Raw genomic sequence first — 26,644 nt, 5'->3', positions numbered from 1 at the left:
GCTGGCTTTTGCTGTGCTTGCGCCATTGGCTTTGGTGCTGGCTTTTGCTGTGCTTGCGCCATTGGCTTTGGTGCTGGTTTTTGCTGTGGCTTAACAGGTGGCTTCTTCACTTGTGGAATCTGTTGAGCCTTTGGCTGTGGTGCTGGTTGTGGCTTATGGAAAAAGATGTTCATATTCGTTTCATAACTTTTTGATGGCGCTGGTGGTTGCGGTGCCTTTTGAACACTCGGCTGTGGCATTTTTGGCATTTCCATTTTGGGCATTTGCATCTGAACTTGAGGTGTTGGTGCAGGCGCAATAGGCGCTTCTTTCTTAGGCATTTCTTTTGGTGCCATATTCATCGGCATTTCCTTTACCGACTGCTGTTGAACCATTGTTTCATTTTTTACCGGTACACTATCTGATGGGATTTTAATTTTCATACCAGGCATGATCATATCAGGATTAGAAAGCTGTGTGTTAGACGCTTTCAACTGCTCAAAATCCACCCCATATTTTTTTGATAACTTCCAAAGTGTATCCCCTTTTTGTACAATATGAATTTTCACGTTCTTTCTCCCTCCTCTAACCATTCGTTACATCGTATGCCGACGTAGGCTTATTGACACTACTATTCGTCCAATGGCTTAAGCCATACTTTCTTGAATCTAAACGGTTTCTAGCACAATGTATGATGCCAAAATTAGGTTTATGCCTAGTTCAAAGGAATTTCTAAACCATAGTCACCTAAGAACTCTTAATCGCGTTTAGAGCGTGTTATACTGTTAATACATGAAATGCTAATGTTCGCAGGAAAAGGAGAAGTGGACATAATGAGTGAGAAGAAAATGTACGGTGAGAATCGAAGAGACCAAATTTTGTTGTGGTTAAAGAAAAACCGACAACCCTTAACAGGTAAAGAATTAGCCAATCGTACCAATGTTAGCCGCCAAGTGATTGTACAAGATATGTCGATCTTAAAGGCAAAAAACCACCCGATTATCGCGACCTCAAATGGGTACTTATATATGCAGTCTGAAAAAGCAGTAAAAGAACAAAGACTCATCGCCTGCAAGCATGATCCGTCTCATGCGATTGATGAATTATTTACCTTGGTTGATTTTGGTGTAACAGTCATCAATGTGATAGTCGAGCATCCGATGTATGGAGAAATCACTGCTTCGTTGCACTTTACAACAAGACAAGAAGTGCAACAATTTAGCGAACAACTCAATCAAACAAAAGCAAGTCTTTTATCTGAATTAACCAATGGCGTGCATCTACATACGATTGAAGCTGAAACGTCAAAACAATTAGATGATGCGATAGCAGCATTAAAAACTAAAGGATATCTTTTAGAAGACTAAAAAAATCAGCCCCATCAACAAGATGTTGGGCTGATTTTTTTTGATTCAACTTGATAAGTAAGACATGGATAACTTCCTAAGATCTCTACTCCACACCCTAGAGCCTCCAGTTCAGATTTTACTCCAGGTATAAGCACTTCGTCTGCTAATTGATCGACATCGATTAAGAAAAAATAATTTCCTAGACCCGTTTTAGTCGGGCGCGATTCAATTTTCGATAAGTTCAACTTCCTCCAAGCAAAAGCAGATAAAACTTGATGCAATGCTCCTGAATAATCAGCAGGTAGCGTTACCATTAGAGTCGTTTTAAAGCCGTTATTGGCGGTTGGAATGACAATTTCTGCTTCATGATTTGCAAGCACGATGAAACGTGTATGATTGTTGTCGTAATCATGAATATCACGGTTTACAATCTGAAGACCGTATTCCTCAGCTGCTAGTTCATTTGCAATGGCTGCAACCGTCTCACCTTGGTGAGTTGCTACCACTTTAGCCGCTTCTCCTGTTGAGTTCATATATTCTGTATCGACATCAGGATATGTACCCTCTAGGAAATCATGACATTGTGCAATAGCATGAGGATGTGAAATAATTTTTGTTGGCTTCAACCCTTTGGCAACTTGATCTGGGTGCATAAGCAAATGCTGAGCAATTGGAATAGTAATCGTTCCAATAATCGGAAGTCTTTGCTTATGGATTAAATAATCAATCGTCAAATTAACCGACCCTTCAATCGTGTTCTCAATTGGTACGACTGCCACATCTGCTTTCTTTTCGGCAATACTTTCCATACAAGCCGGGATCGTTTTAAAGGGCAGTCTTTCACTACTTGGAAATAACGCTTTTGCAGCCATTTCGGTAAACGTCCCCACTGGTCCCAAATAACTTACCTTCATACTTTCCACTCCTTATCAGAAACCCGAGCCAACGAGTTCAACCTTCTCAACAGATTCTACTTGTTCAACCTGCTCCATTAATTGATCAAGTTCAAATTTCATCGGTGCTGTGTCAATTGACAATGTAATATGAGCTCTCCCTTGAAGCGGTATGGTTTGATTAATCGTTAAAACGTTTGCTCCAGTCTTAGCTACTTTCGATAGTAGCTGAGAAAGGGTTCCAGAGCGGTCCACTAAATTAATCGAAAGGGTAATGATCTTTTCTTTAACCATCGTATTAAATGGGAAAATCCCATCTTTGTATTTATAAAATGCGCTACGACTTAACCCTGCGACCGTAACTGCTTCATTAATTTTTTTTATCTTTCCTGAATCTAATAATGCTTTGGCATTTAGCGTCTTTTGCATGGCATCTGTTAGCATATCCTCTCGCACTAAATAAAATTGCTTACGCGACATTTTTTCCACCACCGTCATCCAAATCTTCTCCCTATTATAATAACGGCTCTATCGTTTTGACAACCGTTTTCTGACATTTTGTCCACACATAAAGAAAAACTGTCTCTTTGAAAGAGACAGTTTTTCTTGTTTGATGCGTTTCTAGTCAATAAATTCAAACTCAAATTTCAGTAGACGTACATAGTCCCCATCTTTTGCACCACGTTCACGTAAGGCATCATCGACACCCATATGACGCAATGTTCTTGAGAAGCGGCGAATCGATTCTTCATGCGTAAAGTCCGTCATCTTCGCTAAGCGCTCAATTTCAGCACCCGTAATAACGAACGTTCCACTATCGTCTCGGCTAATCACAAATGGCACTTCTTTTTTCTCGTGCTTGTACACTACACGTGTTGATTCTTCTGTTTCCTCATGAAGAGGGAACTCAGGAGTTTGCTCAATCTTATCAGCAATTGTAAGCAATAAGTCGCGCAACCCTTGTCTTGTGATTGTTGAGATCGGGAATACTTGTACATCGTCCTCAAGCTTCTCCTTGAACACCTTCAAGTTTTCCTCAGAATCAGGCATATCCATCTTATTAGCAACAACTAATTGTGGACGTTCTAACAATCGCATATTGTATTGCTTTAACTCTTCATTAATTTTCAAATAATCTTCATACGGGTCGCGTCCTTCAAGAGCCGACATATCAATAATATGAACAATAACACGCGTTCGCTCGATATGGCGTAAGAATTGATGACCTAATCCAACACCTTGATGCGCTCCTTCAATTAATCCTGGTAAATCAGCCATAACAAAGCTACGATGATCTTCAGTTTCTACTACACCTAAATTAGGTGTAATCGTTGTGAAGTGATAATCAGCAATTTTCGGCTTAGCCGCTGAAACCACAGATAATAACGTTGATTTCCCTACACTAGGAAAACCAACAAGACCCACGTCTGCAAGAACCTTTAACTCAAGTACAACATCAAGTTCTTGACCTGGCTCACCATTTTCAGCAATCTCAGGTGCTGGGTTCACTGGTGTAGCAAAGCGTGTGTTTCCACGTCCACCTCGTCCACCTTTTGCAATCGTGGCACGTTGACCATGCTCTGTTAAATCGGCAATAATCTGACCTGATTGATCATCAATAACCGTTGTACCAGGTGGGACTTTAACAACCATATCTGGTGAGTTTTTACCATGTTGGCTCTTTGAGCGACCGTGTTCTCCACGCGGAGCTTTAAAATGTCGTTGATAACGGAAGTCCATTAATGTACGTAGACCCTCTTCCACTTCAAATACAACACTTGCACCGCGTCCACCATCGCCACCAGCAGGGCCACCATCGGGGACGTACTTCTCACGACGATAAGCAACCATACCGTTACCACCGTCGCCACCTTTTACATAAACCTTGACTTTATCCACAAACATGTTTCTTCACCTCAATTTATTGTGAACGTAGTTTGGAGAACACATTCATGTTCGTTCCATTCTATTACATTCACTTCAGGCACCAATTTTTTCACGATCGGTTGCCATTCTTCCTTCTTCATTTGTAATGTTCCTTGGTAGTCAAACGTAATTTGACATTCATTATTATATTCATTATTAGTAAATAAAAATGTTACGAGAAGATGGTTCTCAGAACTACTTGAACTAGATTCTGCCATTTGATTAATTAGCGTCTGGCAGGTTCTATACAGCAGCATGTCCTCATGGGCTGAGAGGGGCTTGATATCACCAATAACATCTACATCAATCTTCATTTCAGTACACTGCCAATTGTATGTGAGCAAAAACGTAGCAACAGTGGGTGCACTAATCATAGATAGTTTGCTTTCATTTAAAGATTGAGCAGTGACCTCATCAATAATCTGTTCGATTCGATCATAGCGTCCTAACGCTAAGTTCCCCTTTATTAATTGGATAACATTCAGCCAATCATGACGAGTATGACGAAGTGCATCTATTATATCCCATTGTTTTGTCATCTTGGCTCTCCTCGTCTATCTATAGTCATTAAACTAATATTAAATTGTTCACGTATCGCAAGTAGATTACAACGCCTAGTTTACCACAAAGTTATAGAATGATGGAAATCGAACTAAAAATCAATACATTTCTTTCTTAGTAAATCACTTTCTTTCAGCTTGAAAAAACAATTGACACATTGTAATACACTACATATACTAAAAACAACTAAAACCTACTAAGTTGATATGATTTATAAAATATTAATGTTTTTTTCAGAAAGGAGCTTCTAATGGCTAGCGTCTCAATAAAACAAGTCGGTAAAACGTTTGACAATAAACAAGACAATACCTCTTACACGGTATTTGAAGAAATAGACTTAGAAGTAAAATCAGGTGAATTCGTCTCATTACTCGGACCTTCCGGATGTGGAAAATCTACATTGTTAAATATTGTAGCTGGATTAGATCAAGCTTCAAAAGGATCTGTATTCGTTGGAGAGAAAGCCGTAAAAGGTCCAGGAGCTGATCGCGGAGTCGTTTTTCAGGAAGCTGCACTTATGCCATGGTTAAGCGTCTTAGAAAACGTAGTATTTGGTCTAAAGAAACAATATAGCAAAGAAGAAGCAAAAGAACGCGCGATTAATTATTTAAAGCTTGTCCATTTAAGTAAATTTATTGACTCTTATCCTCATGAGTTATCAGGAGGAATGAAACAACGAGTTGCTATTGCTCGTGCCCTTGCAATGGACCCAGACGTACTACTTATGGATGAACCATTTGGTGCACTTGATGAGCAAACACGTTCTATGCTTCATAAAGAAGTTCAGTATATTTGGGAACAAACGAGAAAAACCATTCTTTTTGTTACTCATAACATCCGCGAATCGATTTTATTATCCGATCGGATTGTGTTAATGGGTACTCGCCCGGGTGGAATAATTAATGTCTTTGATGTTAATCTTCCTCGCCCTAGAAAAACATCTTCTAAAGAATTCGCTCTCCTTGAAGAACAGATCAATGAACAGCTAGCTGGAGAAATCGAAAAAGTAATGAAGGAGGAAATGGGTGATGATTATAATAGTCAGAAGGCTACTCTTCTTTATAGCTCTCATCGGAATATGGGAGATCATATATAGAGTAGATTTGTTCCAAACTCGTATGTTCCCATCTCCTCTCCTCTCATTTGTGGAGTTATATCGAGGATTTTTTGAGACCGGCATCTTAACGGCAGCTCTTACAACCAGCCTTGGTCGAATCTCCTTAGGCTTTGCACTTGCCGTCATCATCGGTTCTCTTTTAGGTATTATTCTTGCTACTTCTAAACTTGCAGATGAAACGCTTGGCTCACTTGTTGTAGCCCTTCAATCTGTACCTAGTATCGTCTGGTTACCATTAGCTCTTGTGATGTTTCAAGGTGGTCCGCTTGCGATCTTATTTGTTATTGTCTTAGGCGGAACATGGCCAATGACCATGAATATGCGCATGGGGATTAAAAACGTTCAGCCGCTACTCATTCGAGCAGCTAGAACAATGGGTTATAAAGGTGTAGAGCTCATTTGGAAAGTACTTATTCCCGCTTCCATTCCTTCTGCTCTAACAGGTGTCAGACTTGCGTGGGCATTTGGCTGGCGCGCATTAATGGCAGCTGAGCTTTTAGGACGTGGTGGTCTTGGTCGAACATTACTTGATGCACGTGATTTCTTCAATATGGAACTTGTTATTGCCATTATGATTATCATTGCTGTTATCGGCTTAATTGTAGAATATTTAATCTTTAATCCAATTGAACGAAAAGTATTACAAAGATGGGGTTACTCAAAATAAAAGAGGAACACAGGAGGAGAAACAAGATGAAAAAATGGTTAAAAGCTAGCGGCATTGCCTTAACAATTGCAGCTCTTACTGCTTGTGGCACAGGCAGCTCTACAACAAGCGGAGGTCCAGCTGAAGAAATTAATGTAGGGTACTTTCCAAATTTAGATCACGCTGCTGCAATCGTCGGGAAAGAAAAAGGATTTTTTGATGATGAGCTAGGAGATGTTGAGGCTGAATATACACACTTCCCTAATGGAAATGATTTTATTGAAGCCCTTGAAACAGGTAATCTTGATATCGGTTATGTTGGCCCCGGCCCTGCTATTAACTATTTCTTAACAGGTGGAGATATTGTCGTCTTAGGAGCAGCTGCGAACGGTGCAACTTTAATTGTAGCGCGTGACGGGTCAGGAATTGAAACACTTGAAGACTTTGGCGGTAAGTCTTTCTGTACACCAGGTAACGGATGCACCCACAACGTACAACTTGAAATCATGCTCCAAGAGCTTGGTTTAGAGTCAAACCGTGTAGGTGGTACAGTTGAACACCAATCAAGAATTGCACCAGCTAATATGGTTGCTATGTTTGAACAAGGTCAAATTGACGCTGCTGCTGCTCCAGAACCTTGGGGAACGTATTTAGTAGAGGAACTAGGCGCTAATGTTATTACAGAATGGGATCAAGTTTTCTTAGGAGAAACCCTACCAAGCGTTGTCGTTGTAACATCAAAACGATTCTTGGAAGAAAATCCTGAAACCGTTGATGCTTTCTTACGAGGTCACAAAACGGCAGTTGAATACACTCAAGAAAACACTGAAGATACACTAGAAACCATTAATGATGCTTTGTTCAACTTAACTCAAAACCGTCTTCCTGAGACTGTATTATCTCAAGCATGGGAGCGTATGGTTGTGACGACTGAAACCCACCCTGAAGCTCTACAAGCTTGGGCAGACGCTTCTTATGAACTTAAGTTCATGGATAAAGAGCCTGACCTTGATGGATTTGTCGATACATCACATCTTGATGCTATTTTAGCTGAATAATACAACAAAATCCCTTCATCTTCGCGATGAAGGGATTTTGTTATATTACTGTATCAAATCACTCATCTATTTTCCCTCAGCAAAAACCCTCACACCCCCTTATCTTTTAAGCAATATCTCCCATAACCTCTTAATTATTCGATTCGTGCATTAGTTTATCAATAAAACTCTCAACCAAACAATGTCAATACCATTATCACAAAAGACAAAAAAAAATCACATTTATCATTTACAAATAGAATGATATTGGATATAATTCCCTATGTAAACAAATTTGAGTGAAAAGGAGGCTGAACACTATGATGAACCAAATCACAAGATTACCTATTATTCGTTTTGCATTCTCTACGTCATGTTCAACACCTGCCGTCTCACTCAAAATGATTAGTTCACAACCTTAATTAACATTATGTGTACTACATATTGAGTCTAAAAGCCGCAGGTGACGTATATACCCTGTGGCTTTATTATGTCTATTAAACCACGGGGATGTCTAACTACCTGTGGCTTTTTTGTGCTCTTTTCAACATCCAATTTTTAACAAAATCATCACCATAGCCAACTATATATTCATATACTAACACTTTGAGGGAGGTGATAAAGATGACCTTTTCGATCCTATTTTTAACCGTTACGATCCAAAACCGCAAGTATGAAGGAAAACAACTGGAAAAAGTGGTAAGACAACAGAGATACGAATCAGAATACGAACAACTTGTACAAAAACTATATCAATAACTAGAAAAAAAAAAAAAGGAGGTAATGAGGATGATTAATTTAATGAATGGCAGTATCTTTTTAACTTGGTATGAGCAGGTGAAAGGCCTCACCTGAATGTCAGTATAAACTACTATTTCGGAGGCGAATTGGCATGACACTATCATTTATCTTTTTTACGATTACAATCAAAAAACGTCATTATTCTGGTAAGGATCTTGAACGTTTAGTCGAACAACAAAAATATGAAGACCAAATCCAGCAACGTCTAGCTCGTTTTCAATATTGGAACTAATCCTACACAGAAAAGACGAGGAGCTTGGCTCCTCGTCTTTTTATTAGATCGAATGTAAAATGCGCTCAGCTGCTCTCTCACCTTGATCGATACAATCTGGCAGCCCCACACCATCTAACCCTGCACCTGCAATATGAATGCCTGGTAAGTGGCGCGCAACATCTTCTCTCATCTTAGCAATCTTAAATGTATGGCCGACCTCGTATTGAGGCATAGATTTCTTCCAACGAGTCACTTCATAAAATAATGGCTCACCAGAGATGTCCATAATCGTTTTCAAGTCTTTCATAACAGCAGCCACTATTTCTTCATCGCTTTGATAGACAATAGCAGAATCTCCAGCACGTCCTACATAACTCCGTAACAATGCATGACCACTAGGAGTCGAGTGACGCCATTTTTTATGCGTCCATGTACAGGCTGTAATATCAAATGAACTCTTTTTAGAAACAACAAACCCTGTACCTTCATACGGATTAGAAACTGCCGACTGTTCAAATCCAAGAGCAACCGTTGCGACGGTGCTTGCTTGCATTTCTTTAAAGTAGCTAAAGAAATCATATGATCTTAACAAGCCTGCAGTAATATGAGGAGGTGTGGTAATAATCACTTGATTGTAGGTCTCAACCTTCCCCGTATCAAACGTCACCCGATAGGCATCGGCTACTTTTTGAATAGATGTAATCGACACACCCTTATGAATTGAACCTGTATCAAGTTTTGCTTCAATCGCTTCAACAAAAGATTGTAGACCGCGACGGAATGTTAAAAACATCCCTTTCTTCTTTCCATTTGCATCTTTTGCTTGAGTTTGTGACCCGCGCGTTGCTTGCAGCCCTTTAATTAGACTACCGTGCTTTGCTTCAAGCTGTTGAAACTGAGGAAAAGTCGCTTTTAAACTGAGCTTATCAAGATTTCCCGCATAGATACCCGACAATAATGGTTCAATTAAATCATCGACTACTTCATTACCTAGACGTTTTCTGAAAAAATGTCCAAGTGAAATGTCTTCATCACGACCGACAACAGGCGGGATAAAGAAGTCACCAAGTGCTCGTAATTTCCCTAGAGGTGAAAATAAATTGGTTGTAGCAAATGGCTTAAGTTCTGTAGGAATACCCATTACAGCGCCACTTGGCATCGGATAAAGAGTGTCTTCTTTTAAAATATAAGCTTGTCCTGTATCATTCGATAAAAGCTCGTCTTCTAATCCGACTTCTTTAGCCAGTCTTGACATGCTTTGTTTCCTAGCTAAAAATGAATCAGGTCCTCGCTCAATCACAAAGCCATCACGAACAATCGTTTCAATCTTTCCACCTAGACGGTCGCTTTGCTCAAATAAGTCATAGGTGATATCTTGATGAACTTTCGCTTGCTCTAGCTTATAGGCTGCAGCAAGTCCAGTCATTCCGCCTCCGATAATCGCTACACGCTTCTTATTCTGCATAAGACGCTCACTCTTTCTCTTTTAACTTTTTAGAGACCACAGTTGCTAGGCAATCAAGGAATTCTTCTTTTGAATTAGGCATTTCAGGTCGGTAATAATCAATACCTAATTCGTCCGTAACCACCTTACACTCAACATCGTTATCAAAAAGAACTTCGAGATGATCAGCAACAAATCCAACCGGACAATACACCATCGAGGTATAACCATGCTCATTGTAAAGGTCACGAGTTAGATCTTGAACATCCGGTCCGATCCACGGGTCTGGTGTGTTTCCTTCACTTTGCCAACCAATTGTATAATTTGTAATCCCAGCTTCTTTTGCAATAAGGTCAGCCGTTTCACGTAATTGATCTGGATATGGATCGCCCATTGCAATAATACGCTCTGGCAAGCTATGAGCTGAGAAGATCACACAGGCTTTCTCTTTATCCTCAATCTTCTCCATCGTTTGTTTTACTTGCTTAGCCCAATAGTCAATAAATTTCGGCTCATCGTACCAGCTATCTACACTATGAATGACTGGGCCACCAATTTTCTCTGACTCCTCATGAGCTCGACCATTGTAAGACTTTACACTGAACGTTGAGAAGTGTGGGGCCAGGACGATGCTAACCGCTTCTTCAATGCCATCTTCTTTCATTTGTTGAACAGCGTCTTCCACAAACGGAACAATATGCTTTAAGCCAAGGTACGCTTTAAATTCACGATCTTCATATTGTTCGTTTAAGTATCTTTCCAATCCAAATGCTTGATCTTCTGTAATTTTCGCAAGTGGACTAATACCGCCGATTGCTTCATACCGTTCTGTTAAGTCAGCTAGCGCTTCCTCTGAGGGCTTTCTGCCACGACGGATATGCGTGTAATAAGGTTCAATTTCCTCTTTGCTTCTAGGCGTTCCATATGCCATGACAAGTAATCCGTATTTTTTTTTAGCCACTCGTCTCACTCCTTAAGATGAATGTTTTTTTGAATATTCGTGTACAAATTCCGTTAAACGCTTCAACGTATCAGGATTTACTTCTGGGAAGACACCGTGACCTAAATTGAAGATAAAGTTATCAGATTGCATCCCTTGATCAAGAATCGCTTTTGCACGCTCTTCAATCACATTCCAAGGAGCAAGCAAGATTGCAGGGTCTAAGTTTCCTTGTACTGTCTTTTGAATACCACGCTCTCTAGCTTCGTTAACCGATAAACGCCAGTCTAAGCCAACGACATCAAGAGGTAAGTCATTCCACTCGTTCGCTAAGTGGCTTGCCCCCACACCGAACATAATAAGAGGTACATTCTCTTTCTTTAACTCAGTAAAAATACGTTGCATAACAGGTTTTACAAACATACGGTAATCAGCAACCGTTAAGGCACCAACCCACGAATCAAAAATTTGAATCGCTTGTGCACCTGCTGCAATTTGTGATTTTACATAAGTGATCGTCACATCACCAAGCTTGTCCATTAGCATATGCCAAGCTTCAGGCTCAGCGTACATAAATGCTTTTGTCTTATTATAGTTTTTTGAAGGTCCGCCCTCAATCATATAACTCGCAAGTGTAAATGGTGCACCACCAAAACTAATAAGTGGAACCGTTAATTGCTCACGAAGAAGTTTAATCGTATCAAGCACATATGGAACGTCCTCTTCCGGAGTAATCATACCTAGCTTTTCTACATCCGCTTTTGAACGGATTGGATTATCAATCACCGGACCAATTCCAGATTTAATCTCAACATCCACACCAATTGCTGGAAGCGGAGTCATAATGTCTTTGTACAAAATAGCTGCATCGTTATTGTATTGATCAACAGGAAGCTTAGTGACGTATGCACATAACTCAGGTTGGTGCGTAATTTCAAATAGCGAGTATTTCTTTTTAATTTCACGGTATTCAGGTTGTGAGCGCCCTGCTTGTCTCATATACCACACAGGTACATGATCATGCGCCTCTCCTCTACAGGCTTTTAAAAACGTATCGTTAAATGTTGGTTGATTCATTATGCCACACCTTTCTTCCAGTTCAATATGTACTAGTTTAATCGAATCCGAACAAAAAATCATGTTTTATACTTCTTTACTATAATGACCATCCCACGCACTGTATAGCCATCCTTTAAAACTGTCATAAAATCGATGAATGTTTTTGTCTTATCCGTGCCAAATGCCTCTCTATATTACCATTTTCCCTTTCTAAGTAAGAACAAAAAAGAATGATTGCCACAGTAAGCAATCATTCTTTTTCATTAAGCTTAAAAACCTAGGCTAAATTCTGCTTCAGCACGGTTTGATGGATCACCCTCTTGATTCGTTAATGAATCAACTGGAGCTACCTCATACGTTTTCGAAGAGAATGGATTAAAGCGGCTAACGACATAGTTACTATCACCAACAACCGTTGCTAGTCGTTCTCGCTCCCCTTTATGAACCTCATAAACATGATAATAGACTCTCTCATCTTTAGAACCTGTCCAATCAAGCTCCACACTCATCAACCCTCTACCACCCATTTGGAGTTTAGCAGATAAATCATTTACAGTTGCTAATCGAACTGGTGGAAGTAATTCATCTACAACTTCTGGCTTCTCAAATGCCACGTTTTTTAGTGTTGGCTCTAAATCATTCAAAATATCCTTCATCATGACAGTTGGGTAAGAGCTTCCTCCTAAAAGGTAGTTATCAGTGGTCGTTAAATCATACCCCATCCATACAGATCCAACAACTGATGGTGTATATCCAACAAACCACGCATCCATCGTTCCACCCTCCACTCCAGGAAAAGATGTCGTTCCAGTCTTTCCTGCTAGAGGGGTATCCACTGTCCCACTTTTTGCTGTTCCTTCTTTCACAACCGACTCTAACATTCTTGTCATATACCAAGCTGTTTGCTCGGAAACAACTTCTGTTTCCTCCTCATTCGCTCGTCCAATTAATTCCCCATTGCGGTCATAAATAGCGGAGATAAAATGAGGTTCAATCATTTTCCCTTGGTTTGCAAATGCTCTGTATGCCTTCATCATCTCAAACGGGGTTACCCCTTCTTCTAAGCCACCAAGGGCAATCGAAAGACCTTTATCAGGAACCTTCATACCAAGTTGCTCTAGAAAGCTGGTGGACTTTTTTACCCCCAGCTCATTTAACAACCAAACAGCTGGCGCATTCGTCGAATGAGTGATTGCATCATACATCGTCACTTGCCCACTATACTCACCGTTACTATTTCTTGGGGTGTAATCCCCGCCATATGTGAGTGCTTCATCTCGCAGCATAGAATAAGGACCATACTGCCCCTCTTCAAGAGCCGGTGCAAACACAGCAAGTGGCTTAAACGCTGAACCTGGTTGTCTCTTAGATTCGACTCGATTCAACCCACGTCTGACGTATTCTCGACCACCTTGAACAGCTAAAATGCCTCCTGTTTTTACATCCATAAAGACTGCCGCAGCTTCAGCTTCTTCGTTGCCATCTGGAAAATAGTCATCATTTCGAATTCGGTCATAGGTAGATTGCTGCAAGGTTTGACTCATAGGAACAACAATTCTATAACCTCCTGATAGAACTTCTTCATTGGTCAATTGATAAGTTTCTGCTGCTTCATCTAACACCATATCAATATAGGTAAGATAAGCGTCATTTTCTGTAATTTTATTATGATCAACAGCAATCGTGCGCCCTTTGTATCTAACAGCTTCTTCAGCAGAAATATATCCTCTGCGCTCCATCACCGTCAATACCACATCACGTCTTTGTTTACTACGATCAGGATTTGAAATGGGTGAATAACTATTAGGTGCTTTAGGTAGTCCTGCCAAGAGGGCCCCTTCATCAACCGATAATTCATTTACTGGTTTATTAAAATATAATTTAGAAGCTGCTTGAACACCATAAGCCCCATGACCAAAATAAATTCGGTTTAAATACATTTCAAGCAATTCCTCTTTGCTATATTTGCGCTCAAGATTCATCGCAATCATGACTTCTTTTGTTTTTCTAAGCCATGTTTTCTCATTTGATAAAAAGACGTTTTTGGCTAATTGTTGCGTAATGGTACTACCGCCCTCAACTTTCGCCCCTGCTAAAATATCACGATAAATGGCTCTACCAATCGCACGAAAATCTACACCTTGGTGCTCATAGAACCTCGCATCTTCAATAGCGACGAAAGCCTCTTCGACATGGTCTGGTATATCATCTATGGAGACAAGCTCACGATTTTCTATATATAATTTCGTTAATAATTCACCATTTTCATCAACCAAGGAAGTTGTGGTGTTCATCACAAGCTTCTCATTGTCAATGGCAAAATTCCCAGCCAGCAGGATAAAGAGATACCCAACTAGCCCAATCAACACGGTCGAGAGGACGATAATAATGCCTATAGATAAACGTTTTAGAAGCATTTCATCCCTCCTTTTTTACTAGTATATCCCAAGAAAAAAATAGAAACTCCCCAAACAAAGTCAATTTTACTCATTCAGGCACTGATTTTATTTTAAGCCTAATCGTCATTTTTGCCAATAATCGAGTTCGTACGATATACTTTCTACGAATAGGTCGACATTATGTTTCATTTTATGACTGGAGGAGATCATTTGATGGATGCCTTTCTTTGCCGAAAACAACCAACTGACACCGCCGACTACGTCCACCTTGCACATGAAGAAGCGCCACTGTATTATGTGGAACGTCCAACAGAATCGCAAGAAGGCGATATGTATACATTCCTAAGCACGAAAGGTCAGCTTCCATCTCAAAGCTTTGTCGTAATAAATAATATTCCTGTTACTGAAACTGGGAGAGCTGCATTTGAAGAACGGTTTAATAACCGCGCAGGTTTAGTAGAAGGGGAACCTGGCTTTAAGGCAATTAGAATTTTGAGGCCTGAATCAACAGATACCTATATTGTGATGACCATTTGGGATAACCATGAGTCTTTCACTAAATGGCAGGAATCTAATGCATACAAGCACGCCCACAGAAGCGTGGAACAAAAGAAGGTCTAAACACTTCGATTTTTCCTCGACCATCTTTTGTGACAACCTATACCATTAACTAAAGAAACCGACGCGATTATCAATCGTGTCGGTTTCTTTATGTAACGAGGCGGTGTCGGTGTGCATAGATGGCAATTTGTGTACGATCTTCAAGAGCTAGCTTTTGAAGAATATTGCTGACATGTGTTTTGACTGTTTTTATGCCAATAAACAAATTCTCCGCAATTTCTTGGTTCGTCTTCCCAACCCCAATTAATTTTAAGACTTCCAATTCTCGTGGTGTTAAGTCTTCATGTAATGCCTTTTCCTTAGAGGTTCTCATGTGCTTCATCATTTTATTCGTTACTTTTGCTGCAAGGACGGACTCCCCGTTTGCCGCTGAACGGATCGCTTGTGCAATTTCACTTGCAGATGATGTTTTGAGTAAATAACTAAAAGCCCCTGCTTCGATTACGGGATAGACCTTCTCATCATCAATAAAGCTAGTTAAAACAATAACGCGACTTTCCGGGTTCTCCTGCATGATTGCTCTCGTTGCTTCAATCCCATCCATTTTTTCCATCACTAAATCCATTACGATCACATCAGGTGAGAGCTCAAGTGCCATCTTTACTCCTTCAACACCATTACTCGCTTGTCCAACTACTTCTAAGTCCTGTTGTGTGGAAAGAAAAGCATGCATCCCCATACGTACCATCTCATGATCATCCACTAGTAACACTTTTATCATCTTGGTTTCTCCTCCAAGCAATCGGGATTTTCGCTTCTAATTGCGTTCCTTGATTTGGTACCGATAATACATTTAATACGCCACCAATATCATTCATGCGCTCTTTCATCGTCTGCAATCCATAAGAGTCAGCAGTAACTTTTTCAACATCAAAACCTACGCCGTTATCTAAAATTTTCATGTTCATCTCTTGATCAAGTTCTCTAAATTGAAACTCGACTTCCGTTGCCTCGGAATGTCTCAAAATATTTGAGATCGCCTCTTGAATCAAGCGGTAAATTTGATCTTCAATCCCTTTGGGAAGCTCGGTATCAATATCCATGGAGAATATTACACCAACATGGTGCTTCTCTTCAAGCTCTAAAAACAGTTGGCCAGCTCCCTCTTCCAGACTTTTCCCTTCTAAATGAGCTGGTCTGAGATGTAAGAGCAATGCTCTCATTTCGGCTTGCGCTGTATTAGCCATTTTTTCAACCATCTCCAGCTGATCCTCTTGCTTGGTTTCACTAAGTCTAAGAGCTGCCGTCATCATGGAAATGGCAAATAATTGCTGACTAACCGCATCATGCAACTCTCTCGCTAAGCGTTGGCGCTCTTCTGTAACGGCTGCCTTCTTAACTGTTTCTTGCATCGCTGCCCTCTCTGTTGATAGACGTTGCAAAGAAGCAATTTGTTCTTCTATTTGAGCAGCCATTCGGTTCATTCTTTCCGCAAGTTCGGTTAACTCGTCTTCCCCTTCAACTGTTAAGCGATGTGAGAATGTTCCACGCTCAAAACGTGCAGCCCCGTGTACGAGAGTATCAATCCTTTTTTTCAACGGGAGTGCTTGAATCGCACCTGATGTTACTCCTACAAGTACGAATGTCGCAATCAACCAAATAAAAAGTGGGATTTCTATAAAGTGAAGATCGAATAATAACAGCAAGCCACGTGGATCATGGTAGGTGAGGATAAAAGCAACAAAGATGGCCATCAAGGCTGCAATAAAGACGTTGTGACGGATAAACTGCCACAGCAAACGAGCAAGTCTTTTTTTCATATCTTCCTCACCGTCACTTCACCAAGTACCATCGACAGTACAAGCTTGACTCTTCTTTTCGATTGCTTGTAAGACGCCGGGGCATGATTGATTTGCTGATTGATTCCGCTATGCTTCTCATGAAAAATCGTCATTTCACCTGCAAGTGAACTGGCTTGCACAGCCACAGCTAAGTCATCTGGAACATACACATTAATCTCGCCAATCACTCCTTGAATGATAATAATGCTCTCTCCTTCTGGAATGATCGCTTTTGATAAATCCATTTTCACAGTACCAAGGCCTGACCAAATCGTGACATCGCGAAGCTCAAATTGCTTATCCATGTAATGAATATCGCCAAGGAAGTTCTTTCTGATAATCGGTTCATAACCGATATCATCTTCGGCATGAGAAGAGACATCTACTAGGGATACAGTAGTGTTGATCGGTTCCTCTATGTCTTTCTCCTCTTTTGCTGTAGCGTATCTCAGCTTCTCTTCACCTTTTAACGCTGCTAGTCTTTTCTCTCGCTCTTTTATTGAGCGTTTTTTTGATTTTTTTGACCCTCTAACTAATTTCCAACCATAATAAAAACATAGAATAGCAAGTAATAAGCCTACAAAGTTCACTTGGAAAAGCTGATCCAATAAAATACTTCCACTAATAATGAAGAATACTGCTGCAATCACTTTCCGCTTATTTTGATAAAAATAATAGCCAAGAAAGAAGAAGATGAGTGGTGCAACAAGTCCCCCGGTTGCAAATCTAAGCACATTCAATAGCATCCATATTCCGATAATGACAATGATGATTCCTATTAATTTATGCTTGCTCATCTTCTCTCCTCCTTTCTTTAGCTACTTTTTTAAAATGCTCATATCTCCTGAGGTCGTAACGGAAGAGATCATATAATCTCCATTCCCTGCCGTTCCAGTCACTCTTCTTGATTGAAACCGTTGCTCTGTTAGCATTTCATCTATTTCAATATCACCTGAAGTTGTTTTTAAATCAAGTGTTGCATTTAGATCTTGTACTAGCACCTCAATATCACCAGAAACGGTTTTGAGATGGGCGTCTTGATTACTATCTGTATATGTTACCAAAATATCTCCGGAAACGGTATCGAGATCTATGTCTCCATCTATTCCTCCAATTTCTATATCCCCTGAGACTGTTTTAGCTGCCGCCTGCCCTCCCATAAAGGAGTCTACTACCACATTTCCTGAAGTCGAGCTGAGAATAGCTTGACTAGCATTTATCTCTGTGGCTTCAATGTCTCCAGATGTGGTCCGGAAATGAAGATCCCCCACTAATAATCGAGTATGACTAGAAACATCCCCTGACACTGTTTTGATCTCAAGTTCATCAAGATGTTGCTCTGGAATAAACACAATCATTTCTGTTTCTGGTCTAGGTTTAAAAAAAGGAATCGAAAAGCGATTTCCTTCTACCATTTTCACGGTTATGCGGTCCCCTCGTTCATCAAAAATCAGGTCCTGATTTCTTTGTTTTTCTTCTACTTCAACGATTAATTCATTGCCCTCGGCCTTCTCAATTCGAATATCAATACTCGTACTCTCTAAAAGTAAGTGATGAGTTTCTTGAAGATCGATTCTTACCTCTTCTAGCTTTTCTCCACTACTAGAAGTGGAAAAACACGAACCAAGAGTAGAAAGAAAGATAATTAGACCAACGACCATTAAAGTGACTCCAGCTAGTTTTTTCATACAAACCTCCCCCTACGTCCCCTTATACACCCATAAAGTATATAGAAATTTTTTCCTTCAGCCAATAAAAAATCGATTTCATTTGAAAGAAAGCAAGGGCTCCCCCTTGCTTTATGCTTATGCTTAAGATTGTTTATCTAGCTTTTCTTTTAAAAGACGCAGTTCTGCTTCTACTTCAATTTCATGTTCCTCGTGGAGGTTTTTGCTTGTTTGACTAGAATACTTATAGGCTTTTTCCTCTGACCTCATCACTTGATCATCTAAATGTTCAAACTCTTCTTCAAGATCTAACGTATAGGACCTAGGCTTCAACGCCTTCATATGCTCACTCGTTTTTGTACCTTGTAAACGCAGCGATAATTCGATCTTTTTCTCACGTAGTTGTTTATGCTGATCCTTTAGCTTCTCAAGCTCTACTTCATAGTGATGTTTTACTTCTGTACTTTTCTCTGTTAATTGATCATAACGGATGAGTTGTTGTTCAAGATGTTTTTTGTCGACAAGAACCTTTTTAGCAAGTAAGTCTTCTGCGGCTTTTAAAGCCTCAACAGCTTGCTGCTCTCTTCTTGTAATTAAACGCTCCGTCATTTGTTTGTCTCGATCTAGTGTTTCTCGCACATACCTCTGCTTTTGAATGTTTTGCTCTGCCTTTTTAATCGAAGCTTTCACATCACGAAGATGTTGCTTAATCATCATTTCAGGATTTTCAATACGATCTAGTCCCTCGTGAATTGATGCTTTTATAAAACGTTCCATTCTTTTTAATGCTGACATGTGTATTCCTCCTTAAGGTCATTTGTTTATTTGTTCATTAAACGGTTAAATTCTTCATCAAGCGATCCATAGGGTGAGCTTGACTCCTCTGCAAAATCCTCTTCATCACCGCCGTTCGCTGGCATTAGCAATTGATACCCTCCGTAGACGAGTAAGATCCCAATGGCCAAGCTCACAACTCCTCCCATGCCCCCAAATAAGAGGACTGCCCCTAAGGCGAGCAGTACAATGCTTGATAAAGACCAGCCGACTTCCTGCCATTTTGAATACCCTAGATACATTAGCCATGCACCAAGTACTAAGCCAATTACCCCTCCTAGATGAATCCCGATCATGCTAAGAAGCATACTTAATCCAATAAAAAGGAGTAAAATTCCTCCCAGTGCTTTAATTGTTCGTTTCACGATCATCCCTCCTTACCTGTTATTACTTCTATTGTAAGAAAAGACGGACATTCTGCCCCCTTGCCACAGTATGGTTTTCACTCCGCCTCAAGACCGATCTTTCTCTCGGACCTTTGTCACTTCAGTGAACAAATGCCAAATGGGTGAAAAACTAATTTTATTTGGTATATACTTTGAACCAACAGTTCAAAAATGATTTCTATAAGAAAGAATGAAATGATAGAATAGTTTTACTTGCTCTTGCATGGACTAGTAGTAACGTTATGGAGGTGACATATGTGTCTGAGGTGACAATTTGGCTTGCATTTTTAGCGGGGGTTATTTCTTTTTTATCTCCTTGTATTTTCCCTTTGGTTCCAGCCTATCTTGCACAGCTAACTGGATCTCAAGTTGAAGGTAATGCGGTCGTAGCAGATCGTCGCTTAATCTTATCTAGAAGTATTGGATTTGTGATTGGATTTACCAGCATCTTTTTATTACTCGGTGCATCTTCTACCTTTGTTGGGCAATTGTTCTGGTCAAACAGACAGTTACTCGAGCAAATCGGTGGTATTATCATTGCGGTCTTTGGTTTACAAATGATGGGTGTAATTTCTATTCGTATGTTGATTAGTGAAAAGAAGCTATCTACAAAACCACGTAAAACAAAGAGCTTCGCAAACTCTGTTCTACTCGGGTTCTTATTCGGTACAGGATGGTCCCCATGTATCGGTCTTGTGCTCTCATCGATTTTAATTCTAGCGAGTCAAACAGATACGATGTGGACGGGGATGCTCATGCTCCTTATCTACTCCATTGGCTTAGGAATCCCATTTGTAGCAGTGGCGCTTCTGTGGTCAAGGTCGCTTGATAAAATGCGTCGTCTGAATAAGTGGCTGCCTACGATTCAAAAGATCAGCGGTGGAATTATGGTTGCTCTAGGTGTGTTATTATTCACTGGCCAATTCAGTGTCATTTCGGCCTACTTAGCTCGATTTGTACCATTTAATTTCTAATAAAAACGGAGCGATCTAGTGATCAGCTCCGTTTTTTTCTTGTTCAAACATTCTTATTCTAAAACCATTCATCGCTGTTTCCCCTAAAAGATCAAGAAAATGATAATTAGCTGCTGCTCCGACGATCGCTCCAAATCCAGGGATCATCTGAAGCATTTTTGGTAAATCAATATAATCTCGGTACGTCAACTGAAAATCCTTCCAATCTACTTTTTCCATATACTCTCGCTTACTTGGAAGTTGATTATACTCATCTTCCCATTGGTCAATACGATTGAGTAATTCCACCCTCTTATCGCCGCTTGAGAATGCGAGTTGGAATAGGAGTAACACAAAGAGTCGCTCTCGATAATCTCTGACGTCATACCCATAAGTCGAAGCCACATCAAATAAGAATTTCATTTTGATTCCAAGGAGCAATGGAAAATCTGCTAGGCCAAGAAAAATACCTCCAGCACCTGTACCTGCTCCCTCAGCAGCCGCTGTTCGTTTATATGTCTTAATTAACTCTCTGACCTTTTCTTCTCTTTCCTCTAAGCTCACATCATAAAGGGGTTCTTTATTGGCTGTATGCTCTGATCCTGTTAATGTGACATGAACCATGTTTTTAATACTATTAGTCACGACCGAATGAACGCGCTCTGGAATCATATTATTCATTTTCATTTGCCACTTTTTTGTGTAACGTCCAGCCATTGAAGGGCGTTTAAGCAATTTCCGTCTCCATCTAGCAACTTCTTCCTTGGCAGTTTCTTTGTACATCGATACACTCCTTTTACTAGTAGATCTCCCTTTTAGTAAATGAGAAAAAACGACTTACCATGCCTGTTTTTTGCGACGATGAATCCACTTCGTACTCCCTACATAACTAAATCCAAGACCTATGACGAGTCCAATAACGGTAATCAAATAGGTTGAAGTGACAAGTAATACTCCAGTTAAAACGCCCGTCATCACAAGTAACAATCTAAAGCTAATCGTAGTTAAAGCGTGATTTCGCCCTTCTTCTTCAATCGGATACAAATCAACCCACATATTTGTATCGTAATGAAACCATAAAGTCGATAGCTGCATCATGACCATATGCATGAACAATAGGAGAACTACAATCTCCATCCAACCATTTGGTAATATAGCGAGTAAAAAGCTTGCAACAAGGACTAATCTAAAATAGACACCTAAATAATCATTTGCACGAATAAACGTGCGCGCAAACAAATAATGATACACACTCTTTTTATTTGCAGATAAGAATGGCAAAAGGCCATTTAAATATGAGCGACTTCTTACTTGTTCTTTTAACTGAGGGACATCCGTAAAAGCATTCGCAATCCGGTAAAAGAACATTAACATGCGTTGTTCCACATTGATTAAGTGGTCCCACTTAATCGATAACTTCTTCACAACCTTTTGATAATATAATACATAGAGCAACCCCATGATTAAAAGGACGGCTGCAAGGTAAATAAAGTCAGCACCAGAGAATAGAAGATATGCAAACGCCCCGTTTACTAAGAAACGTAAAACGAAATGGGACATTCTTTCTTGATCACTTTGAAAACGTTGCTCCTGCCATGTACTCCCTACATTCCATGCTTTCACAACTAATAATAAGCCAAGCACGAACCAAAAGCTCCCTGCCGCATCCGTTAAGCGCAAAGCAAAAAGTGGCGCTAATACAATAAAGAGAACGGTCATCGTAAAGGCTTGCAAGATAAAGGAATAAATTTGTGACGATCTAAAATAACGATCAAGCTTCGTTTCATAAGGTAATAAAAAGACAACATCCGCCTGTTTTACAAAGGTTCGTATTCGTCCCCTTGTTAAAACAAGAGCAAAGACGATGGTAAACAGCCATAAAGAAGGAAATGACTCCGGCAACTCTTGAAGAAGCTGACTATAATAGAAGCTCCCAATCAAAATTAAAAAATAGACTGTAAATAAAAACCCACTATTTCCGATTAAGCGTAAGTACCTGATTGCTTCGTTCCAATAAGCACCTACCCTCTCTTTCCATAACGTCATCCCATCCCTCATACGATTTCTTCCTTCGTCATCTCGATGTAGATATCATCAAGTGTTGCATGAGGCATCTTTAGCTGTTGGCGCATTTCTTCGAGTGTCCCTGTTAAAACGACCTTGCCATAATGCAAAATCACAAACCGATCACAATAACGTTCTGCCGTCGCTAAGATATGCGTCGACATTAACACGGCCGCTCCACGTTTTCTCATATCAGCAATAAAATTTAAAAATGATTGAATACCAAGAGGATCAAGTCCTACAATAGGCTCATCAACTATATAAACGGGTGGTTCCACTAAAAAAGCACTCATAATCATTACTTTTTGACGCATTCCTTTTGAGAAGTGACTAGGAAACCATTTTTTCATCCTCGTCATCTTAAATTCTTTAAGTAGTGACTCTGCACGTTCCTTAAATACGCCTTCCTCTATTCCATAAGCAAGTGCAGTTAATTCAAGATGCTCCCATAGCGTTAATTCATCATATAGAACCGGTGTTTCAGGTATGTATGCATAGGCACGACGATACTCATTGGCATCTTCTTGAAAGGTTTTCCCTTCAATCGTCACCTTTCCGCCATGTGGTTCTAGTAGGCCTAAAATATGTTTAATCGTTGTACTTTTACCAGCTCCATTAAGCCCGATTAAGCCAACAATCTCCTCTTCATTAACCGTAAAATTCACATCATGTAAGACTGGCTTTTTCGGATGGTACCCGCCAGTAAGGTTCTCGATCTTTAAGCGCTGTTTCATTCCTCAGTCGCCTCCTTCGCTCCATTATCTTATCAAATTGAAGACTACCTTCTCCACTATTACCCTAAAACCCTCTAAATAAAAGAGAAGAAGTAACCGATAATCGGCTACTTCTATTCATTAAGATGCAGAAGGGTGAGGGGTATCCGTAGGTTCTGCATAACCTTCTTTATATCGCTCATCAATCAAGGCACGTATTTCATCAACGGGGGTTCTGTTATCATAAAGCTCCATTGAGGCGTGAGCAATTTCTAAACAAACGCCACACTTTGCCCCGTGGTCATCCCACACAACGGAACCATCTTCGCCTCTTTCATGAATGAAACAATCGAATGTACTACGGTGACCGACCGATTCGCCGCATCCACAATAACATGGCATATGCTCAAGTAAATCTTGGTAATGAGGGGTTCGTTCATAGATATCACCAATCGCCTCATGATGGTTGGCTAAAAATGTCGGCAACTCCTCAGCTGAAGCTGTTTTTTCATGAAGATCTCCCATCACCATATCATGATTGGCATGATCTTCTGTAGCTTCTTCTTCCACCTCATGACTTTGACAACCGATAGCAGGAAACACAAGCAATATAACCGCAAGGAAAAGTCCTAATTTTTTCATCACACAAGCTCCTTTAACGAAGTTATTCCTCCGTATTATAGCACGCCCCCACAACCAAAAAACCGCACAAAACTGTGAATAAAAAGAAAAGCGGAAGCGACTGGTTTGGCATGCTGATAAATAAGGGGGAGCAAGATGAAGTCGCTCTTTGACTTCATTTGATTCACCGTTTTTTCCCGCAGGACAAGGAGCCGCAGCTAGACAAGAAAAGCGGAGGCGACTGGTTTGGCATGCTGATAAATAAAGGGGAGCATCAGCAACTCGCTCATATATCAATAATTTCGCACAAATCAATAAATCCTCATAAACTAGCAGCCTTCAACAGACTATCACTACCACGAAAAACAGCCCCCACAAAGTGAGGGCTGTCGATTTTGATTAGTTAACCATTCTTGCTCCGTCTCCCCAATACTCTTTACGAATCTGCACCTTTTGAATTTTTCCTGATGCTGTTTTAGGAAGTGCTTCAGCGAACACAACACTTTTGGGAGCTTTGAAATGAGCCATCTTTCTTCTTGCAAATTGGATCACTTCTTCCTCCGTTAACTGCTCCCCTTCACGTAGGACGACCACCGCATGAGGGACTTCTCCCCATTTTTCATGAGGAACCGCAATAACAGCTGCCTCTAATACGGCTGGGTGCTCATATAATACACCTTCTACCTCAATCGAAGAGATGTTTTCGCCTCCACTAATAATGACATCCTTTTTACGGTCTACAATTTCCATGTAACCATTTTCGTCCACCGTTGCCATATCTCCTGTGTGAAGCCACCCCTCTCGGATCGTTTCATTCGTAGCGTCAGGATTTTTCCAATAACCTTCCATCACTCCATTGGCACGAACAACAATCTCACCAATGCTCTTACCATCAGCTACGACTGGCTCACCGTACTCGTTTACCACACGTAATTTTGAACCGATCATGGCATAGCCCGTTTTTGCTTTCAAACGCGCTTTTGCCGCATCATCGAGTGATTGTTGCTCAGAACGAATTTGGGAAGTAGTGACGAGTGGGCTTGTCTCAGTCATACCGTAAACTTGAATGAATTCCCACCCTAGCTCTTCTTCTACTCTTGTCACAAATGCTGGAGGCGGTGCAGAGCCGGCAATCACAACACGCATGTTTTTATTCTTCGGAACGTTTTCTTGTTTGGCATATTCAAGCAACATATTTAATACGGTTGGTGCCATATGGGCTACGGTCACATTATTCTCTTCGATTTTGTCAAAGATGGCTTTTGGATCAATCTTACGCAGCATTACTTGAGTTGCCCCATTTGCTGTGTAATAGAAAGGAGAACCCCATCCATTTACGTGGAACATAGGCAAGATATGAATCAACTTATCTTGATCGCTTACGCGTAAATGATGCTGTGTAGTTAGTGCATGCAAATAATTACTGCGATGAGTTAACATGACGCCTTTAGGATTACCAGTTGTTCCACTCGTATAAAGAATATTAGCAAGATCTGTTTCTTCTAATGGAACACGATCAAAGGTTGTTGTTGGAAACTGACTGAGCCATCGCTCATATGATTGGCCCTTTTCATGATCTTCATCTGCCCCATGAATGATAATCTTTTTAACGGTTTCTAGTTTATCTAATATTGGCTTTACTAAAGGGAACAGTTCATGGTCTACAAATAAAACTTGGCTCTCACTATGATTTAAAATAAATAAATAGTCCTCAGGCTTTAAACGAGTATTTAAAGAGGTCATGACTGCTCCTACTTGAAATACACCATAGAACCCCTCCAGCATTTCTTCTGAATTCGGTGCTAAATAGGCAATTTTATCACCCTTATTAATACCAAGTTCCGTTAAACCATGGGAAAGTTGTTGAACTCGTTCATTTAATTGCTGATATGTAAGCGTTCTCTTTTCACCAATAATAGCTGGCTTCTCTCTGTATAATTCCACGGCACGGTCTAGGAAATCAAGCAAAACTAAAGGTACATGCATAATCGTTCCTCCTGCGACTGATTTATTGTAATTTTCTAACTATATCATACCATACGTCCTAGTCTGTGCCAATAACAGAACAGTGAACGTTAACTGTTACAAAACAGCTTAAGCAGTTGCATCGAGCTCACTTGCTAAGATATAGTAGAAAAAAGAAAATAAACCCATTTGAAAGGATGATTCGATGTCTCATGATTCAAACTGTATCTTCTGTAAAATTATTAAAGGAGAAATTCCGGCTTCTAAAGTATATGAGGATGAGAAGGTCTTAGCCTTCATGGATATTAGCCAAGTAACAAAAGGCCACACATTGATCATCCCTAAGGCGCATCAAGTGGATGTTTTTGAACTTGATACAGACGTTGCAAGTCACCTTTTTTCAGTCGTCCCTAAGCTTGCAAAAGCACTTAAAGCTACATACAAGCCAGAAGGTTTAAATATCGTAAATAATAATGGGGATGTTGCAGGACAAACTGTCTTCCATTATCACGTTCATTTAATCCCACGTTACGGTAAAGGTGATGGATTTGGAGCAGTCTGGAAAGATCATAGCTCTGAGTATTCCCCGCCCCAATTACAAGAGATGGCTGCTGCTGTTTCAGCACATGTTACGAACTGACTTCCATAGTCAGTTCTTTTTTTCTGTAGATTCA

Annotated in this window: 29 protein-coding genes; 9 read left to right on the top strand and 20 right to left on the bottom strand. The window is 40.2% G+C overall.

The window, feature by feature from the left end; translation table 11 throughout:
- Positions 1-548 (bottom strand): SafA/ExsA family spore coat assembly protein (gene safA / locus RYX56_RS18210; RefSeq protein ID WP_317123465.1); only part of this gene is annotated, 548 nt, incomplete at its 3' end.
- Positions 549-812: 264 nt separating this feature from the next.
- Between safA and RYX56_RS18205 the strand changes: the two genes are divergently transcribed.
- Positions 813-1,346: a transcription repressor NadR gene (locus RYX56_RS18205; protein WP_317123464.1), complete on the top strand. Its 534-nt coding sequence runs from the start codon at positions 813-815 to the stop codon at positions 1,344-1,346.
- 14 nt (positions 1,347-1,360) lie between these two features.
- On the opposite strand, the gene pheA is transcribed toward RYX56_RS18205, so the two are convergent.
- The 4 genes from pheA to RYX56_RS18185 form a co-directional block, all read right to left on the bottom strand.
- A complete protein-coding gene (gene pheA / locus RYX56_RS18200; protein ID WP_317123463.1) occupies positions 1,361-2,242 on the bottom strand; it encodes a prephenate dehydratase in 882 nt (293 codons plus the stop codon).
- 15 nt (positions 2,243-2,257) lie between these two features.
- Positions 2,258-2,701: a transcriptional regulator ThrR gene (thrR, locus tag RYX56_RS18195; protein ID WP_317123471.1), complete on the bottom strand. Its 444-nt coding sequence runs from the start codon at positions 2,699-2,701 to the stop codon at positions 2,258-2,260.
- A 141-nt stretch (positions 2,702-2,842) separates the two neighbouring features.
- Positions 2,843-4,126, bottom strand: coding sequence for a GTPase ObgE (obgE, locus tag RYX56_RS18190; protein ID WP_317123462.1), 1,284 nt, complete (start codon positions 4,124-4,126; stop codon positions 2,843-2,845).
- An 11-nt stretch (positions 4,127-4,137) separates the two neighbouring features.
- Positions 4,138-4,686, bottom strand: a complete 549-nt coding sequence (locus tag RYX56_RS18185) for a Spo0B C-terminal domain-containing protein (RefSeq protein WP_317123461.1) — start codon at positions 4,684-4,686, stop codon at positions 4,138-4,140.
- Between the two features lie 272 nt (positions 4,687-4,958).
- On the opposite strand from RYX56_RS18185, the gene RYX56_RS18180 reads away from it, so the two are divergent.
- From RYX56_RS18180 to RYX56_RS18160, 5 genes are all read left to right on the top strand, one after another.
- Positions 4,959-5,804 (top strand): ABC transporter ATP-binding protein, encoded by an 846-nt coding sequence (locus tag RYX56_RS18180; protein ID WP_317123460.1) that lies wholly within the window; start codon positions 4,959-4,961, stop codon positions 5,802-5,804.
- On the top strand, positions 5,737-6,492 hold the full coding sequence (locus RYX56_RS18175; RefSeq protein WP_317123459.1) for an ABC transporter permease: 756 nt from the start codon (positions 5,737-5,739) through the stop codon (positions 6,490-6,492). The genes RYX56_RS18180 and RYX56_RS18175 overlap by 68 nt, the downstream gene beginning before the upstream one ends.
- 26 nt (positions 6,493-6,518) lie before the next feature.
- Positions 6,519-7,529 carry an aliphatic sulfonate ABC transporter substrate-binding protein gene (locus RYX56_RS18170; RefSeq protein ID WP_317123458.1) on the top strand — a complete coding sequence of 337 codons (1,011 nt, stop codon included), beginning with the start codon at positions 6,519-6,521 and terminating at the stop codon, positions 7,527-7,529.
- A gap of 603 nt (positions 7,530-8,132) precedes the next feature.
- Positions 8,133-8,267 carry a YrzI family small protein gene (locus tag RYX56_RS18165; RefSeq protein WP_317123457.1) on the top strand — a complete coding sequence of 45 codons (135 nt, stop codon included), beginning with the start codon at positions 8,133-8,135 and terminating at the stop codon, positions 8,265-8,267.
- Positions 8,268-8,400: 133 nt separating this feature from the next.
- Positions 8,401-8,541 (top strand): YrzI family small protein, encoded by a 141-nt coding sequence (locus RYX56_RS18160; protein ID WP_317123456.1) that lies wholly within the window; start codon positions 8,401-8,403, stop codon positions 8,539-8,541.
- A gap of 43 nt (positions 8,542-8,584) precedes the next feature.
- On the opposite strand, the gene hemY is transcribed toward RYX56_RS18160, so the two are convergent.
- The 4 genes from hemY to RYX56_RS18140 form a co-directional block, all read right to left on the bottom strand.
- The gene (hemY, locus tag RYX56_RS18155) at positions 8,585-9,988 is read right to left on the bottom strand and encodes a protoporphyrinogen oxidase (protein ID WP_317123455.1); all 1,404 of its coding nucleotides are present in this window, start codon (positions 9,986-9,988) and stop codon (positions 8,585-8,587) included.
- A gap of 7 nt (positions 9,989-9,995) precedes the next feature.
- Positions 9,996-10,928, bottom strand: coding sequence for a ferrochelatase (hemH, locus tag RYX56_RS18150; protein WP_317123454.1), 933 nt, complete (start codon positions 10,926-10,928; stop codon positions 9,996-9,998).
- Between the two features lie 12 nt (positions 10,929-10,940).
- Complete coding sequence (gene hemE / locus RYX56_RS18145; protein ID WP_317123453.1) at positions 10,941-11,984, bottom strand: uroporphyrinogen decarboxylase; 1,044 nt, start codon at positions 11,982-11,984, stop codon at positions 10,941-10,943.
- A gap of 251 nt (positions 11,985-12,235) precedes the next feature.
- Positions 12,236-14,383: a transglycosylase domain-containing protein gene (locus RYX56_RS18140; RefSeq protein WP_317123452.1), complete on the bottom strand. Its 2,148-nt coding sequence runs from the start codon at positions 14,381-14,383 to the stop codon at positions 12,236-12,238.
- Between the two features lie 195 nt (positions 14,384-14,578).
- On the opposite strand from RYX56_RS18140, the gene RYX56_RS18135 reads away from it, so the two are divergent.
- The gene (locus RYX56_RS18135) at positions 14,579-14,986 is read left to right on the top strand and encodes an antibiotic biosynthesis monooxygenase family protein (protein ID WP_317123451.1); all 408 of its coding nucleotides are present in this window, start codon (positions 14,579-14,581) and stop codon (positions 14,984-14,986) included.
- Positions 14,987-15,074: 88 nt separating this feature from the next.
- Here RYX56_RS18135 and RYX56_RS18130 read toward each other — a convergent pair whose 3' ends face one another.
- The 6 genes from RYX56_RS18130 to RYX56_RS18105 form a co-directional block, all read right to left on the bottom strand.
- Complete coding sequence (locus RYX56_RS18130) at positions 15,075-15,707, bottom strand: response regulator (protein ID WP_317123450.1); 633 nt, start codon at positions 15,705-15,707, stop codon at positions 15,075-15,077.
- A complete protein-coding gene (locus RYX56_RS18125) occupies positions 15,682-16,746 on the bottom strand; it encodes a sensor histidine kinase (protein WP_317123449.1) in 1,065 nt (354 codons plus the stop codon). The genes RYX56_RS18130 and RYX56_RS18125 overlap by 26 nt, the downstream gene beginning before the upstream one ends.
- Entirely contained in the window at positions 16,743-17,564 is an 822-nt protein-coding gene (gene liaF / locus RYX56_RS18120) for a cell wall-active antibiotics response protein LiaF (RefSeq protein WP_317123448.1), read from the bottom strand. Before liaF ends, RYX56_RS18125 begins: the two co-directional genes overlap by 4 nt.
- 21 nt (positions 17,565-17,585) lie before the next feature.
- A complete protein-coding gene (locus RYX56_RS18115) occupies positions 17,586-18,455 on the bottom strand; it encodes a DUF4097 family beta strand repeat-containing protein (protein ID WP_317123447.1) in 870 nt (289 codons plus the stop codon).
- A gap of 123 nt (positions 18,456-18,578) precedes the next feature.
- Positions 18,579-19,229, bottom strand: coding sequence for a PspA/IM30 family protein (locus tag RYX56_RS18110; protein ID WP_317123446.1), 651 nt, complete (start codon positions 19,227-19,229; stop codon positions 18,579-18,581).
- A gap of 26 nt (positions 19,230-19,255) precedes the next feature.
- Complete coding sequence (locus tag RYX56_RS18105; protein ID WP_317123445.1) at positions 19,256-19,639, bottom strand: hypothetical protein; 384 nt, start codon at positions 19,637-19,639, stop codon at positions 19,256-19,258.
- A gap of 272 nt (positions 19,640-19,911) precedes the next feature.
- Here RYX56_RS18105 and RYX56_RS18100 point away from each other — a divergent pair, with 272 nt between their 5' ends.
- A complete protein-coding gene (locus RYX56_RS18100; protein ID WP_317123444.1) occupies positions 19,912-20,628 on the top strand; it encodes a cytochrome c biogenesis CcdA family protein in 717 nt (238 codons plus the stop codon).
- Positions 20,629-20,643: 15 nt separating this feature from the next.
- Here the strand turns inward: RYX56_RS18100 and RYX56_RS18095 are convergent, their stop codons facing one another.
- The 5 genes from RYX56_RS18095 to RYX56_RS18075 all read right to left on the bottom strand — a co-directional run bounded on the left by RYX56_RS18095 (position 20,644) and on the right by RYX56_RS18075 (position 25,991).
- A complete protein-coding gene (locus RYX56_RS18095) occupies positions 20,644-21,390 on the bottom strand; it encodes an EcsC family protein (RefSeq protein WP_317123443.1) in 747 nt (248 codons plus the stop codon).
- 54 nt (positions 21,391-21,444) lie between these two features.
- A complete protein-coding gene (locus RYX56_RS18090; protein WP_317123442.1) occupies positions 21,445-22,653 on the bottom strand; it encodes an ABC transporter permease in 1,209 nt (402 codons plus the stop codon).
- A gap of 8 nt (positions 22,654-22,661) precedes the next feature.
- On the bottom strand, positions 22,662-23,405 hold the full coding sequence (locus tag RYX56_RS18085; RefSeq protein ID WP_317123441.1) for an ABC transporter ATP-binding protein: 744 nt from the start codon (positions 23,403-23,405) through the stop codon (positions 22,662-22,664).
- A gap of 120 nt (positions 23,406-23,525) precedes the next feature.
- Entirely contained in the window at positions 23,526-24,026 is a 501-nt protein-coding gene (locus tag RYX56_RS18080; protein ID WP_317123440.1) for a PCYCGC motif-containing (lipo)protein, read from the bottom strand.
- Between the two features lie 378 nt (positions 24,027-24,404).
- The gene (locus tag RYX56_RS18075) at positions 24,405-25,991 is read right to left on the bottom strand and encodes a long-chain-fatty-acid--CoA ligase (RefSeq protein ID WP_317123439.1); all 1,587 of its coding nucleotides are present in this window, start codon (positions 25,989-25,991) and stop codon (positions 24,405-24,407) included.
- A gap of 184 nt (positions 25,992-26,175) precedes the next feature.
- Between RYX56_RS18075 and RYX56_RS18070 the strand changes: the two genes are divergently transcribed.
- Positions 26,176-26,610 carry an HIT family protein gene (locus tag RYX56_RS18070; RefSeq protein WP_317123438.1) on the top strand — a complete coding sequence of 145 codons (435 nt, stop codon included), beginning with the start codon at positions 26,176-26,178 and terminating at the stop codon, positions 26,608-26,610.
- The last annotated feature ends 34 nt before the right edge of the window (positions 26,611-26,644 follow it).

The sequence above is a fragment of the Alkalihalophilus lindianensis genome, from assembly GCF_032843265.1.
Lineage (GTDB): Bacteria > Bacillota > Bacilli > Bacillales > Bacillaceae_D > Alkalihalophilus > Alkalihalophilus lindianensis.
This window is presented reverse-complemented; position numbering and strand designations above follow the sequence as displayed.

What these genes read in the sequence shown, in the direction of transcription:
- RYX56_RS18205 (WP_317123464.1), top strand. Translation starts at nt 813, where the DNA reads ATGAGTGAGAAGAAAATGTACGGTGAGAATCGAAGAGACCAAATTTTG.
- pheA (WP_317123463.1), bottom strand. Translation starts at nt 2,242, where the DNA reads ATGAAGGTAAGTTATTTGGGACCAGTGGGGACGTTTACCGAAATGGCT.
- thrR (WP_317123471.1), bottom strand. Translation starts at nt 2,701, where the DNA reads ATGTCGCGTAAGCAATTTTATTTAGTGCGAGAGGATATGCTAACAGAT.
- obgE (WP_317123462.1), bottom strand. Translation starts at nt 4,126, where the DNA reads ATGTTTGTGGATAAAGTCAAGGTTTATGTAAAAGGTGGCGACGGTGGT.
- RYX56_RS18185 (WP_317123461.1), bottom strand. Translation starts at nt 4,686, where the DNA reads ATGACAAAACAATGGGATATAATAGATGCACTTCGTCATACTCGTCAT.
- RYX56_RS18180 (WP_317123460.1), top strand. Translation starts at nt 4,959, where the DNA reads ATGGCTAGCGTCTCAATAAAACAAGTCGGTAAAACGTTTGACAATAAA.
- RYX56_RS18175 (WP_317123459.1), top strand. Translation starts at nt 5,737, where the DNA reads ATGATTATAATAGTCAGAAGGCTACTCTTCTTTATAGCTCTCATCGGA.
- RYX56_RS18170 (WP_317123458.1), top strand. Translation starts at nt 6,519, where the DNA reads ATGAAAAAATGGTTAAAAGCTAGCGGCATTGCCTTAACAATTGCAGCT.
- RYX56_RS18165 (WP_317123457.1), top strand. Translation starts at nt 8,133, where the DNA reads ATGACCTTTTCGATCCTATTTTTAACCGTTACGATCCAAAACCGCAAG.
- RYX56_RS18160 (WP_317123456.1), top strand. Translation starts at nt 8,401, where the DNA reads ATGACACTATCATTTATCTTTTTTACGATTACAATCAAAAAACGTCAT.
- hemY (WP_317123455.1), bottom strand. Translation starts at nt 9,988, where the DNA reads ATGCAGAATAAGAAGCGTGTAGCGATTATCGGAGGCGGAATGACTGGA.
- hemE (WP_317123453.1), bottom strand. Translation starts at nt 11,984, where the DNA reads ATGAATCAACCAACATTTAACGATACGTTTTTAAAAGCCTGTAGAGGA.
- RYX56_RS18140 (WP_317123452.1), bottom strand. Translation starts at nt 14,383, where the DNA reads ATGCTTCTAAAACGTTTATCTATAGGCATTATTATCGTCCTCTCGACC.
- RYX56_RS18135 (WP_317123451.1), top strand. Translation starts at nt 14,579, where the DNA reads ATGGATGCCTTTCTTTGCCGAAAACAACCAACTGACACCGCCGACTAC.
- RYX56_RS18130 (WP_317123450.1), bottom strand. Translation starts at nt 15,707, where the DNA reads ATGATAAAAGTGTTACTAGTGGATGATCATGAGATGGTACGTATGGGG.
- RYX56_RS18125 (WP_317123449.1), bottom strand. Translation starts at nt 16,746, where the DNA reads ATGAAAAAAAGACTTGCTCGTTTGCTGTGGCAGTTTATCCGTCACAAC.
- liaF (WP_317123448.1), bottom strand. Translation starts at nt 17,564, where the DNA reads ATGAGCAAGCATAAATTAATAGGAATCATCATTGTCATTATCGGAATA.
- RYX56_RS18115 (WP_317123447.1), bottom strand. Translation starts at nt 18,455, where the DNA reads ATGAAAAAACTAGCTGGAGTCACTTTAATGGTCGTTGGTCTAATTATC.
- RYX56_RS18110 (WP_317123446.1), bottom strand. Translation starts at nt 19,229, where the DNA reads ATGTCAGCATTAAAAAGAATGGAACGTTTTATAAAAGCATCAATTCAC.
- RYX56_RS18105 (WP_317123445.1), bottom strand. Translation starts at nt 19,639, where the DNA reads ATGATCGTGAAACGAACAATTAAAGCACTGGGAGGAATTTTACTCCTT.
- RYX56_RS18095 (WP_317123443.1), bottom strand. Translation starts at nt 21,390, where the DNA reads ATGTACAAAGAAACTGCCAAGGAAGAAGTTGCTAGATGGAGACGGAAA.
- RYX56_RS18090 (WP_317123442.1), bottom strand. Translation starts at nt 22,653, where the DNA reads ATGACGTTATGGAAAGAGAGGGTAGGTGCTTATTGGAACGAAGCAATC.
- RYX56_RS18085 (WP_317123441.1), bottom strand. Translation starts at nt 23,405, where the DNA reads ATGAAACAGCGCTTAAAGATCGAGAACCTTACTGGCGGGTACCATCCG.
- RYX56_RS18080 (WP_317123440.1), bottom strand. Translation starts at nt 24,026, where the DNA reads ATGAAAAAATTAGGACTTTTCCTTGCGGTTATATTGCTTGTGTTTCCT.
- RYX56_RS18075 (WP_317123439.1), bottom strand. Translation starts at nt 25,991, where the DNA reads ATGCATGTACCTTTAGTTTTGCTTGATTTCCTAGACCGTGCCGTGGAA.
- RYX56_RS18070 (WP_317123438.1), top strand. Translation starts at nt 26,176, where the DNA reads ATGTCTCATGATTCAAACTGTATCTTCTGTAAAATTATTAAAGGAGAA.